Here is a 13,981-nt window from a genome sequence, read left to right as displayed (position 1 = left end):
GAGACCCCCTTAGAATAATGCTGATTCTGGTTGTTTCCGCCGAACAATCCAGTTAGTAATGAAGATCAAAAGTGCTCCGACTACTGACTGCATTAAACCAGCGGCTGTTGACATCCCAATATCATTGGTTGTCGTTAAAGCCCGATAAATATAGGTATCAAAAGTTTGGGTGATGTCAATTAACGAACCGGAATTACGTGGCACTAAGTAGAACAAACCGAAATCGCTTCGGAAAATACCACCAATGTTCAAAATCAACATTAAAGTTGCAATTGGTAGAATATGAGGCAAGGTTACATTCTTGATTTGTTGCCACTTACTAGCACCATCGATCATTGCGGCATCATAGTATGACGGATCAATCCCCATGGCAGTAGCAAAGTAAAGGATACTGTTGTAACCGATACCTTTCCAAACACCTAAGAAGATGATGATAAACGGCCAAACCCAAGGTGCATTGTAGAAGTCAATCGAACTACCACCCATGGCAGTAATCATATGATTGATGATCCCTTTATCACTGCTTAAGAACGCGTAGACGAAGTAGGAAAGAATCGCCCATGACAGGAAGTAAGGGAACAACATCATTGTCTGATATGTTTTCAGCAATCTAGCTTTTCGCATCTGACTCATAACCACCCCGAAGAAGATGGCAAAGAAGAAATTCAATAATAGGAACGTCAAATTATACCCAACAGTGTTTCGTAACACAATCCAGAAATCGGCTGACTGGAAGAAGAATTTGAAATTATCAAAACCAACCCAAGGACTGTGTAACACACTATAAACAAATCCTTGATCTGTATATTGGAAATTCTGAAACGCAACAACGTTTGCCAATACTGGTATATAAAAGAAAATAATTAAAAAGATCGTGCCGGGAGCAACCATTAATAAAAATACCCGATTTGCCCATAAACGCTGAAAAAAGTTTTTCTTCTTTTTCTTGTTTCGAGGTATGGCAACACTCTCTGCAGCGGCAACTTCTTGTTTCATCATTTTCCCTCCTCTCTCACTTTACATTCTTAATAGTAACCGCTTTCGCTATCAGCAACAATCTACAAACTTAAGGTATTTATCTATAAATTTAAGAAATCGCTCTTTTTTGATAAAAGTTTGACTAGACAAGGTTTGTTGGCGGTCTTGTCTAGTCAAGTTGTCGGCTAAGCAACGTTTTGTGGATAAATTATTGCAATAATTTGTGGACTGAGTAAATAAAAATGAAATTTAGCTAAGGTTAAAATCTGGTGACGCTTTTGAAACAGAATTGGTTCTGACTCCATTGCGGGCTGCGGGTTGTGGAACGGTGCCGGGATTGATTTGAGTCAACTGCAGACCCAAGTTCAAAAGCACTTAAATCTGGTGAAGTTTTTGAAACAGAATTAGTTTTGACCGCATTGCGGGCTGCTTGTCGTGGAACGTGGCCGGCATTGATTTGAGCTTATTGCTGCGCAACAATCTCAAATACAAGCCCTTGTCTAACCGCTAAAGCGGCAAGACAAATTTGGCTGCTACTCGCAAGCTCGGGCGCAAATAAAAACCATTGGCTGACGACAAGGTCCCTCCATTCCGTCTGGAATTAGGTTAGTGATCTTCACTGTTGTGAGTGTTTAAGGCAGTGCTAGTGGGACTGGTCAATTTAGTTCACTTGGCAGTAATAATAGAATACTAGGACAAAAATAGCCTGTGTGATATCTTTCAATTCCATCTTGAAAGATTGTCACACAGGCTTTGTTGGTTACTACAATCTGGTTTTCTTACAGTGGTGCTCAATTCTGTTAGTTTTATCTGGTGGTTGCTGGGCAATCGACAACTGGTTCTGTCAGCCCTGCCTTAAGATCGATTAAATCTAAAGTGGACCGACCTAGCTCAAAACGCAGTGGAGGCCGCCGGGTTGTCAGGTGTGAAATTATCCTTGGCGCTTTAGCGCTTAGGATAAGCCTCGCATTTGAGATTTTCGTAGAAAAGCTTAAATCGATGGCCACGCCGTTCCACAACCCGCCGGCCGCAACGGAGTTGTCATCTATTTTGCCCAAAACCAACTTTAGATTTAATCCACTGATTGCGTCTGCAAAATAGCCTGGCAACCACCTTCTCAAATTGGGGAAGACTTGGCACTATTCGATGTTATACATTAAAACGAAATCTCACAGGCACTAACAATTTCCTTGTACAAACCATGACCAACCGGCCCATTGTTATGCTTATCCATTGGCAACAATGGTTCATGTAATTCAGCCAGGTCATCACGGCCGGCTTGCCATTCTTGAATTCGCCAGATGACAGTTTGACAACGAGATAATTGGCCGCCAAGTCGGACATCAATTATTTCATAACCATTGCCACGCCGTTGTTGATGCCATAACTGCCGTGATAATTGATTGAATGCCGTCAAATCCTTTTCAAAAAGTTGTAAACTTGCGATTGCCCGTTGACCAGCAAGGACGCCAGCTTGTTTGTCACGTAAGGCTGCTACTGCTTTCAGTGCGCGGTGTTTATTAATTAGAACTGAAGCTAATTTCTGATAATATTGCACCATTAACTGATCATCAGCGCGTAACCGAAACTCGCCTAAATTTGCTTCTAAGTAAAGCCAATTTTTCTCAACATCAACTGTAGCAAGGTTCTGCTCATAACGTTGGAGCAAGAAATCTTCATAAAGAACAAGCTTACTGACATTATCGCATTCCACATTAGCACCCTTGACAAAATTATCGAATTTATCCAATTGTAAATAAAAGTCAGGCGCCTCATCTTGAGTTAATTCAAAATCATGATCAATAACTTTTCGTGAGACCTGATCATGATACTGATAGCTCGCAAAAGCTTGGAGGCCATACCATGACGTACCGATTGGTGTTTCGGCACCATCATCAAACCACATGGTAGCGACAACTTGTTTGACGCCCGACTTTTGCGCGGCTTTTAACCCAGCATCAACTGTTGCTAACATCTTGCTTTGGTTTGGCATTAATGAACCCCAAGTCCAAATTCCGCCAGCAAAAACCACGTTATCACTTAACTCAAAATGTTGGGCAAAGCGATCTAAATAAGTCTGTTCATCTTGATGATAGTAGTCCCAATAAACTTGCCCAACTTCTGGTAGTTGCGCTTTAAACTCAGGACTAAAATGAACTTCAGGATCATACATTTCATGTTTCGGTGAGGCAATCGTAAACCACATGTCACTCCACATATATGGTTTCAGACCAAGTTCTTCACTTAATTGCACCACTAATTTTAATTGATCTTGAATCAGTTCTTGCTGGTCAGTGTAATGACCATTTTTATCGATATAGAGTCCTCGACCTAATTGATAAGCTTCATCCATCCCAACATGAATTTTATTTGTCGTAAATGGCGCGCTTGCTGCTTGCAGCAGGTGCTTTAAAAACTTCCGCGTTGCTGGGGCATTAACCAGTAACGTATCATCAGTATCCTTAATGTCATGAAAAGCATCCCATTTCAAAACATTGCGAACATGGGCCAGCGTCTGAATGGCGGGTACCACTTTAACCCCTAAAGAATCGCCATACAGCGCAATTTCATGAAGTTCAACTTGAGAATAACGACCACGTTGCCGGCCAAAATAAGGTTCTTCTGGTACTTCAAACAAATCTTCCAAATACAGCCACAATTCGTTATAACCCATGCTGGCAATCCGCCGCAAATAGGTTTTGACCATTGCCACGGTCGGTACCCCATTACGTGCCACATCTAGCATTGCGACCATCACGTCAAAATGAGGTTGCTCATCAATTTCAAAAGACTTTTTTTGCTGGGCGAGCCCATAGAAAACTGATACCCCGTGCATTAAATCGGCCATATTTGCGAAGACGACTTCACCAACAGCCTGGTCACGACTGATGCGAATCCCCTGACCCGCCTGATGACACTGCACTGAAATATTCTGCTCAAAATCAGGTCGATCACTTAAGACACGATCCACTGCGCGCAATTGTGTTGCGGTTAACCCTTGCCAATCAATCATTGTAAAAACTCCTTACTAGATAATTATTACCATCACTCTTAGAATCTTGACAATTTACCAAATTACAGTATAGCGCTTCCAACAGCATGATTCTATTTAAAAATCATAGTAGTTTATCTACAAAATAAAGCTTGGCATCTTACTGACTAAGTTCTGAGTTTAATGGTGGTGAAATAGAATCACGGCTAACTTTGCCAGTACTATCTTAAGATCAGTTATAGCTAAAGCACCCCAAACTAGCTCAAAATGCAGTGAAGACCGCAACATTCCGCATCCCGGTGAGCATTAACGAAAAATGCCGAACAATTCGTTAGAATTGCTCGACATTTTTACGTTAAGCGGCACCGGTTGCCATTTGAGAACACATTTCAGCAACTAAAGTTCGGCCCTATTTTATTTAAATGACTGCTGCGCGACACTCCGGTAGTGATTGCGTTTAAATTTAATCGTCCCATTCAACTCGGCGCAATAAGGTACAGCTACCCAGGACAATCAGTAAGATTCCTAATGCCATTCCAAGATAATCAGTCCGCTCGCTTAATTGCGGTAACTGTTTGCTCGTTGCTGTGGGCTGTTTAGCTGGTGTGACTGACGCTGCTGTTGCCGGCTTGGAATTGGGAGTGGCTGGTTTGGTGCTTGGTTGGGGGGTTGGTTCTTTGGTTGGTTTCGTCGTTGGTGGTGTTTGCGGCTGCTCAGGTGTGACTGGGGTAGTCGGCAGCAATGTATTAGTGATTTCATAACCATTAACTTGACTCGTATAGCCCGCCACTTGATCTTCAGTTACGGTATATTTAATTGCTTGCCCAGCTTGGTTAACTGGCAAATCCGCAAAGCTAAACTGCCAATTTTGTTGTGCTGTTACCGAAACTTTCTTTAAAAACTTACCGTCGGCCAGCAAATTCACCGTAATTTTTTCAGGTCTAATGCCGGCTTGGTTAGCCTGATCATGCCAGATTTTTTGCCCGTTAATAGTGGTCACAGCTGGCGTATGGGTATTGGTAATCGTGGTATTGTCGGCACTAACAGTACTGGTATAGCCGACAGGCACACTGGCTTCTGCCACCTGATAAACAATCGGCTGACCGGCAGCATTCACTGGCAAGTTGGTAAATTCATAGGTTTCATGGTTTGCGGTCAAGTCCTGATGATCAACTACTTGACCATTAGCCAACAAGTTAACCGTAATCTTGGCCGGTCGTAAACCATCTTGGTCGTCATGATCGTCCCAAATTTTCTGGCCCTTGATTGCCGTTACGGCGACTGTATGAGTGTTAGTAATGGTCGTGTTGTCGGCACTAACCACACTAGTATAGCCTGCTGGCACGTTGGCTTCCTCAACGCGATAAGCGATGGCTTGGCCCGCTTGATTCACTGGCAAGTTGGTAAATTCATATTGTTCATGACCAGCCGTTAATTCCTGGTGGTCAATAACTTGACCATTAGCCAAAAGATTGACGGTAATACTAGTTGGTCGCAAACCATCTTGGTTATCCTGGTCCGCCCAGATTTTCTGCCCTTTGATTGTCGTCGTAGCTGGTGTGTGGGTATTGGTGATTGTCATGATATTGTTATCCTCGGTGGTACTAGTGGTAATACTAGTTGCACTAGTATAGCCCGCAGGAACAGCAATTTCTTTCACCGTATAATTGATGGGCACACCGTTCTCATTTTTCGGTAAATTAGTAAATGAGCCTTGCCAGCCATCACTGGCGCTAATCGTTTGCAGCTCACCATTAACCGCCGTGCCATTACGATAAAGTTGCACCATAATTGAAGTGGGCCGCAGACCATCTTGGTCATTGTTATCCACCCAAACTTTGTTAAACGGAACTGATGTCACTGCATCGCCAGTTGCTGAACCACTAGCACCGCCTAACTTTCGAGTAAAATGGAGGTCGGTATTATCATAAATCGGATCAGGATTGATCGGCTCACCATTAGGGTTACCCGTGGTGACGTTTTTTTGACCGGTTAGAATCGCATTATTTTTAAAATAAGCCGCCTGACCAGTACTCATGTATGCCTGATCAGTAATTTTAGTGGTGTAAAGAACTTGAACTTTATCCGACAACGGCCCTAGCCAAGTTATGGTGAAAGAATTAGCCGTATTCATGACCAGTGTATAATCTTTACCAAAAACTGGTTCCTCGTCATGACTACCAGTCGCATATTGCCCAGTAATTGCTGAATTTAAAGTCTGATTGCCAGCATCAATTTTATCAACAAGGACCACGTTCGTTAACGCCGTATCAATAACCTGCGTCGTTTCATTAGGATCAGGTCCAAAGGAAAGCTGCCACTGCATCTCGGTGCTAAAGCCTTGATCATTGGGATTAATACCCCAACCATTTTTTAGTAATAATCCATTGGCTTGGGTGCCAGCCTTGGTGCCACTGGCTAAGAATTGCAAGGTACCTGCACGCGAGACCGTATACTTGGAGAAATAATCATTAAAAGTAATTGTGCCAGTTGTCGCGCCCTTAGTCGCATTAAAATAACCAACCACCTCACCAGTGGCCGTCTTTAAAGTACCATTAGTTACATCATCACTGAAGACTGTTCCTGCTGGCAAAGTAAAGGTGGTATAATCGCCATCATTAACCACAATGCCGTCAGCAATAGTCCATTTATATTTAATTGTCTTTGACTCAGTATCTGTCCAATTCGCAGAGTCAGTAATTGGTTGGTCAGACTCATCAAGCGCGTCAACACCAGTCAGACCAGTTACTGCGACCTCCTTACCAGTAGCCGCAGCCGCTGGCATAGTTGGTGCATAAATAACTTGGCTTAAAATCGTTATCAAAACCAATAACAAATAAAGCCATCTTTGGTGGTTCATTTTAAAACGGTGCATATCAATAAGTCTCCCAATATCTAATCAAGCAGTAAAAAATTATTCCCCAAATGTGAATCTTTTAAATTATAGTTCAAAAAACTAATGCAAACAACTAAAATTCATTAACAATAATTCTTCACGATTATTATTGAATCAAGATTAATAGCATATTTTTAAACTCAATAACAGGTTCGTGTCTGCTAGTTATTCAGCAACATCATTAATCATTTGTGACACTTCCTCAGGGTCAATAATTTGTCGCCAGACTAACTAGCTAAACAAAAAAAGACCAATTCTTAAAGAATCAATCTTTCTCACTCATCACTCAGTTATACCCCGTAAAGGCAATCCGTCGATAATTAGGAACACTTAGACGTACCAAAGGCGTGCCTGGTTCAAATGGTCGCCGCACCTCACGTAAGGCCCACAAGCTATCATGATCACCCTGTTGATATTGTTCAATCTGATTAATTGTCGTGCGTAGCCGGCTTAGCAAGGTTGCGTAACGACTTTCTAGCACTTCCCAGCCATTGGCGCGATATAATTGGTGCCACAGTTGACTGTGACGCTGCTGTAACTGGACAACCAAATTAATCAATCGTGGCAAGGTCGTGGTCTGTAACTCGGTTAACTTCGCCAAATCACGTTTCAAATAAGCTTGCCGTAATTGCAAACCCAGATTGCTTTTATCTGCCAAAACTTGGGCGAGGCAATGATAAAATTCGATCACCTGACACCAAGTAGTTGAATAGCGCTCATTGGTTCGAAATAATTGTGCCTGATCCAAATAATATTTCGTCAAATCAAGCTTATATTCTTTCTGATATTGTTCTAGGTCTTTATCAAACAAGCCCAGCAAGGGATCCTGCCACAAAATCAATTTACTAGGATTAGCCATCCAATAATTATCTGGTTCAACGCCTGGCAATTCATTTAAATGGTTTAAGTGCCACAGCTTTAAGAAAATCCCTGCTTGAATACAATCAGCAAACCGTTTTGCCCCTAAGGATAGATCCACTTCATCTTGATAGCAACGCTCAGCAAACATTTGCATTACTGGCAGTGCCAACAAATGATTGGTTTCCTGACCATCGTCGCCCCAAGTCGTCAACATGACTTGCTCGATATGTTCCTTCTGACAAGCTGCTAATCCAGGCGCCGCACTTTGCCACGACTTACCATAGTTAGGCACAATATTGCCAAAAATATGAGCAGCACTGGCAAAATGAATATGTGGTCCAAATAAATGATGCTTCTGCAACCGGGTCTGATAGTTGGCCTCCGTACGCTCGCCGTAGTCCCAATAACAGTAGGCAATATCCTTAGGTAATTTTGCGGCTAACGCCTGATTGATTTTAGCATGGACCGGATAGTAACCAGGTAGATGACGCTGATCCAAAGCATGATAAAGAAAATCACTCCAAATTTCTGGCTCCAAATCTAATTTTTTACAAATCGCCACTACTTTATTGATGTGGCGTGCGATCAACTCAGCTTGCGGCTGATACTGATGATGCTGCAAATAACGGCCGCGACCAACGCCACTGGCCTCATCTAAGCCCAAATGAATTCGACGCGTCGTAAAAATGGCTCGTAATTCCCGCAGCCATTGCTCAATCGTCAAATAAGTTTTCGGCTCATCCACCAGTAAAGTGCTCTGGTCTTCGCGAACGCCATCATAACTGGACCACTTTAATAATTGGTCTAAATGTGCCAACGTTTGAATGCAGGGAATGACTTCAATCTGAAAAATCGCCGCATAATCAATAATCTCTTTCAAATCGTTCCGACTATAGCTACCACGTAAATAACCGTGATAAGGCTCACTGCTAACTAAATAAGTATCTTCCAAATATAAGTATAAGTGCGTGTAGCCCATGACCACTAAATACATAATAAACTGCTTAACTGTTGCCACTTTCATGACCGCATTTCGCGAAAGATCAAGTGAAAAGGCCACTTCCGGAAAAATCACTTTTTCCTCAAAATAATCATTATGCGCTAAATCCAAATCCCATAAATGGCTGAGACAACGTCCTAAATAAACCAAATTTGGTAACGTAATGGTGACACTTCGCTGTTCCTGATGCCATCTAATCGATAATTTAGGATCTTTGGCTTTAATCACAACACGAAAATAAGCATCCGGAATTTCATGCTTCTGGCTGAAATATTCAATGACGCGTTTAAAAATTTCATGAACGTCAACTTCTTGGTTCAATAATTGCACCGCAGTAACCCCCTAATTGTGGTGAGAAATCTGCCCTTCTTCACAAAAAAGGTACTTATATTAATATAGCGCTTTCGTCAAAATAATTCAGCCTAATTTACATAGTACTTGTTGCACAAACTATAGATAGCTTTGATTGGTCGCTTGTTATGAGCGCTTAATCTTATAGTGAAGCTAAACCAGTCTTGATTTTGACACCATTTCAGGCTGCTTATCGTGACGCGCGGCCGTAAAATTACTGAACTCCCGCCGTCGCTCAACTAGAGCGCACCTTAAAGTAATTCACACACGCCAGAAAAGAATCAATGCTCATACCATTAAAACATTAACTAGCTGCGGCGGTCTGTAGTTCCTGAAGAAAGCCCTTATCTAAAGGTTGTTGCGCCCAACTAGTTGGATTGGCAATGGGTACCTGAGTTGTCCAAACGTCTGGCTGCAACGGTTCGTTATTAAAATGATGCCGACCATGAATCGCCGCTGGACTGTACAAACTGGCATAAGTAATAATAGCCGCCCAATTGTCTTTTTTTAAACTGACCAGGTTATTGGCACTGGTGAAGCCCGCCGATTCAGTTCCAACAATCTGACAATTAGGGTTCTGTTTCAGGGCAATAATCGCCATCTCCCCAGAACTAGCCGTGTACCGATTCATGATCACCAGCACTTTCTTATTCAGATGCTTAGCCACATGGGAATACTTATAGCTAGTACTCAAAGGCTGTTTAATCTGACTATCTGTCATCGTCAGCCAATGCTGTTTACCATGCTTATCCACTTGAGCCCATAAACGGCCATTGGGGATCAGTGCTGATAAGCCAGCAATCATCGGTACCACATCGCCACCCTAATTGTTAACAAAATTGAGTACGATTGGTCCTGGTTCCTGGCTGGCCTGAGCGACCTTCTTTTGCAAGATTTCAAGATAACTCCGGCGTTCTTGCTGATGCAGCGCATAAACACTAGGAACATTAATCATCGTAAAATTAGCTGTTTTAGTCGTTGAGGGATAATTGATAGCTTCAATCATCTCAGGACTTTTTACAGCAAAGGAATGCTTATTCGCCTGTTTTAAAACTTGATTGATATCAGCAATTGTTTTTAAATCACGGCCCTGATACGCTGCTTTGACCGTTCGTTGCCAATCAGCCTGGTTCACAATCAAACCTTGCTGTGACATGGCCTTCACCGCAATCATCCCTGGTGTTGGTGCTGATGCCCGCTGTAATTCTCGACCACCCAACAGTAAAAAAGCCGCCAATGTTACCAACGTGACCACTAACCCACTAATTTTCCTAAACTTTACTTTCTCTGCCATCTGACCCACCACCATTGCTATATTCAAATTACGTAAACATCATAAATGACATTTATCCCAAAAATGTCATCTTTAGTAATTTCTTTATAACTCATTCACAATGGAATAGCAATCGCTTTCAAAAAAGAGCAGCACCTTTTATCTTTAACAAGCCGGTTGGAGACGCCACGGCTATTGTCTTTAGACGCGTCCAGCCAACTTTTAAAGCCGCAGTGACTCTGGCAATCAGAGTTACTGCGGCTTTAAATTTACTCATGAAAATGAAATTGATTTTATTTTCTAACCACTTAAAACAGCTTACTTGCATCAGCATATGGTAACTGTAGGCTAGTTGCGACTGCTTGGGCGGTCACTTGACCAGCATAAGTGTTCAAGCCAGATAAAATTGTTGCATTAGCTTGGGCTGCTTGCGCTATGCCAGACTTGGCAATCTCCACAGCATATGGTGTGGTCACGCTAGTCAAGGCATCAGTTGCAGTCTTGGGCACGGCTCCAGGAATATTAGCAACGGCATAATGAACCACGCCATGGTGCAAATAAACTGGATCAGCGAAATTACTAGCATGGTCACTAGTTGCAAAAATACCGCCTTGGTCAATTGGAATGTCCACTAGAACTGAACCTGGTTCCATTGACTTCACCATTTCTTCGCTAACTAATTTCGGTGCTTTAGCGCCCGGAATTAGCACGGCCCCAATCACAACATCAGCATGTTTAACTGATTTAGCAATATTCACTGGATTGGAGAAAAGGGTCTGAATATGACCATCAAACAAATTATCAATATTGGCTAAAACTTTCTGATTAATATCCAACAATGTCACTTGTGCGCCTAATCCAAGGGCTGTTTTAGCGGCATTCAAACCAACGGTACCACCGCCAATTACAGTCACGCGACTCTTACGAATTCCGGGAACACCACTTAAGAGCACGCCTTTACCACCATACTGTTCTTGAAGGAATTGAGCACCAATCAAAACAGCCATTCGTCCGGCAACTTCACTCATAGGATTTAAAGCTGGTAAGCTCCCATCAGCTGCACGCATGGTCTCATATCCCACTGCAGTTACTTTGTTTTCTAACAAAGCCTGCGTTAATTTAGGATTTGGTGCCAAATGTAAATAAGTGTACAAAATCAAACCAGGTCGGAAGAAATGATACTCTTCAGGCAGAGGTTCCTTAACTTTGATGACCATATCACTGGTCCAAGCCGCAGCCGCGTCAACGATTTCAGCACCAGCTGCTTGATAATCGGTGTCAGCATACCCGGCGTTCTGCCCAGCATTCGATTCAACGACTACTTCTTGGTTCACTTGGCGCAACTGCCGCACACCTGCGGGCGTTAGGCCAACGCGATTTTCGTTGTTCTTGATCTCTTTGGGAATTCCAATTCTCATGTTAACCACCTCTTACCATCTACCATACCACACTTAATGGATACGCTGTCATCAGACTAAGGTAGGAAAAGTGCCACAATCACATAATTTTCTCATGGGAAATGTGGTTTAATCAAATTACTAACTGGTTAAAAATTAAAATTATTGTGAGACTAATCAACTTAACTTGAATTATGTTGCCAACTGAATAGTGCACAAAAATAAATCTGCTGGCCAGTGTCTAGTTTTATCCAGAAATTGGCAAACAGATGTTGTTTGTTGCTGCAATCTATTTTTTTAATAGTGCCGCTATTTTATACTGATGTATACTTGAAAATTAACATCAACTGCAACGTTTCGCATAAGTCACACATTGAAATAAGTTGAGACAAGCAACTATGGCGCATCACTCAGCGTCCATTCAAGCTGGCCACTATAATTTCCCGGAGTTGAACTGCTAGAAAGCTGTAACAGAATTCCTTGATTGCTGGCCCAATTTTCTGACCAATTCTGATTTGCCGCTTCAGTTGCAATTGATGCAGCGCTATTACGTAAATCAAAAACAGTGCCATCACTAGCAACATAAGTCAAATATCCCGCTAATTTCTGTCCATCTGATGTCACCAAATCGCCTTCTTGTTGAACTGTTAGATGCCAATTCTGATCAGCATTAATGCGACCGTCATCAACACTAACACTTAAATCACCGGTCCGCAGAATCTGTTGGGTTTTACCAGTCAAAACCGTAGTTAAAAAATCAATTGTGTCAGCAACCTTTAAAGTTAACTTACCCGACAAAACTGTGACATTCACAGTCTCGCGCGACGACTCATGTCCATAAGCGTCACTAACCCAATAAGTTAATTTATGATTTCCCAATTTACTTAGATTAGCCGCTGTTAAATTTGCAGAATAGTCAGTTGTATTTATTAAAGTGGTCGTTGTTTCGGATTCATCATCCCAAATCTGATGATAAGTTAACCCATCAGTAGCATCGAAGTTAGTAATATTGGTTGTAACCGTACCATTGCCATCTGTCCGATCATAACTAAACTTGCTGGTCGGTGACCAACTTGTATTCTGAGCGATCGTCAACTGACTGGGCAGCGACGTCATAGTTAATTTTCGATTTAAAAGATCCGCTGCTCCTGGAACATCTAATAATCGCAACTGATTACTCTGATTACTGGGCATATTCTTATTAGTAGCGCTAGTGAAGCCCCAATAAACTGACGTACCACCCAGTTTGGTAGTATCGATTGCATAATTTTGAGTAGTCGTGCCATCGAGAGTCATTGTCATGGTCTTAGTACTGGCAAGCCAACTCAACTGAACAGTATGCCAATTGCCATTGGTGAGGGATAAGCCAGTTATTGGTTGATTATGAATCATTTTAACGTAATAAGTACCTGCATTTAGATAACCCACAATTTGATAAGGCTTCATCATAGTTGACTCAGCAGGGTATTCATTACCAATATGTTCACTAGTCATAGGAGAATCCATACCGTTACGATCAACCCCTGACTCAGCAAGCGTGTCGAATTCAAGAGCCCAAGAATTTTGAATTGCAGTTTTTGCTAAAGCAGAGAGCTGAGATGATGCTGTACTAGTAAATTCAGCAGAATCCACACCCTATACACCAATCGATTGACCATCCAATTGATTACTAGTTCCCTTAGCTATTGCATTGGCACCATTAGGATCATTTTGTAAAACAAATGCCAGCCCTTCGTTACCAGTTGTGCTGGTACCAAAATTCATTTCAAAACTAAAAGACTGATCCTGTGCCAAATCAATTTTCTTTTTTGACCAAACGGCCCCGGTGCTTCCGCCAGCTGTATTGGCACCATTAGCCCCAGTAGTTACATTCGTAATTGGGTTAGTTGCTGATCCGACAATTGCTTTATTGGCAATGCCAGTATTGGCTAAACTACCTGCCTTGATAAAATAGCTAGGATTAATATAGTCAGCCGCCGCCTTAACAACGCGCACTTTGTTGAAACCAAAACTTGCGCCTAATACTAATAAAGCGATTAATAATAGCCGCCAACCAAATAAATTGGTTATTCGCCGTTGTCGCATCAGAACACCCCCTTGTCTGAGCTAGAATTATGTAGATGAACTAAAAGCGTGAAGTATTTTGCCTCTTTACTGGCTATACTCCTTCTTGGGTAGACAAGCAAATAATTAAAGCTTGTCTTCCTAGGAAGGAGTTTTTGTATGGGCCGGA

General features: G+C 42.1%; 10 protein-coding genes. All 10 read right to left on the bottom strand.

The genetic code is table 11. The annotated features are described in order from the left end of the window. Positions 1–9: 9 nt before the first annotated feature. Complete coding sequence (locus EKM81_RS06850) at positions 10–996, bottom strand: ABC transporter permease (protein ID WP_125650191.1); 987 nt, start codon at positions 994–996, stop codon at positions 10–12. A 1,138-nt stretch (positions 997–2,134) separates the two neighbouring features. Next, positions 2,135–3,991, bottom strand: coding sequence for a beta-N-acetylhexosaminidase (locus EKM81_RS06845; protein WP_125650155.1), 1,857 nt, complete (start codon positions 3,989–3,991; stop codon positions 2,135–2,137). Between the two features lie 442 nt (positions 3,992–4,433). Further along, positions 4,434–6,845: a Cna B-type domain-containing protein gene (locus tag EKM81_RS06840; RefSeq protein WP_125650153.1), complete on the bottom strand. Its 2,412-nt coding sequence runs from the start codon at positions 6,843–6,845 to the stop codon at positions 4,434–4,436. A gap of 307 nt (positions 6,846–7,152) precedes the next feature. Further along, positions 7,153–9,057: a beta-N-acetylhexosaminidase gene (locus EKM81_RS06835; RefSeq protein ID WP_125650151.1), complete on the bottom strand. Its 1,905-nt coding sequence runs from the start codon at positions 9,055–9,057 to the stop codon at positions 7,153–7,155. A 325-nt stretch (positions 9,058–9,382) separates the two neighbouring features. Next, positions 9,383–9,892, bottom strand: coding sequence for a S41 family peptidase (locus EKM81_RS06830; RefSeq protein ID WP_125650149.1), 510 nt, complete (start codon positions 9,890–9,892; stop codon positions 9,383–9,385). A 9-nt stretch (positions 9,893–9,901) separates the two neighbouring features. Further along, the gene (locus EKM81_RS06825; RefSeq protein ID WP_125650147.1) at positions 9,902–10,372 is read right to left on the bottom strand and encodes a hypothetical protein; all 471 of its coding nucleotides are present in this window, start codon (positions 10,370–10,372) and stop codon (positions 9,902–9,904) included. Positions 10,373–10,490: 118 nt separating this feature from the next. Beyond that, positions 10,491–10,685 carry a hypothetical protein gene (locus EKM81_RS11185; RefSeq protein WP_164509240.1) on the bottom strand — a complete coding sequence of 65 codons (195 nt, stop codon included), beginning with the start codon at positions 10,683–10,685 and terminating at the stop codon, positions 10,491–10,493. After that, complete coding sequence (ald, locus tag EKM81_RS06820) at positions 10,660–11,769, bottom strand: alanine dehydrogenase (protein ID WP_125650145.1); 1,110 nt, start codon at positions 11,767–11,769, stop codon at positions 10,660–10,662. The genes EKM81_RS11185 and ald overlap by 26 nt, the downstream gene beginning before the upstream one ends. A gap of 375 nt (positions 11,770–12,144) precedes the next feature. Further along, positions 12,145–13,380, bottom strand: a complete 1,236-nt coding sequence (locus tag EKM81_RS06815; protein ID WP_125650143.1) for an L-type lectin family protein — start codon at positions 13,378–13,380, stop codon at positions 12,145–12,147. 3 nt (positions 13,381–13,383) lie between these two features. Further along, positions 13,384–13,833, bottom strand: a complete 450-nt coding sequence (locus tag EKM81_RS11585; protein WP_125650141.1) for an L-type lectin family protein — start codon at positions 13,831–13,833, stop codon at positions 13,384–13,386. Between the last annotated feature and the right edge of the window lie 148 nt (positions 13,834–13,981).

The sequence above is a fragment of the Lapidilactobacillus gannanensis genome, assembly GCF_003946675.1.
GTDB classification, from domain to species: Bacteria; Bacillota; Bacilli; order Lactobacillales; family Lactobacillaceae; genus Lapidilactobacillus; species Lapidilactobacillus gannanensis.
Note: the sequence above shows the minus strand (reverse complement) of the source record. Positions and strands in the feature narration are given on the sequence as shown.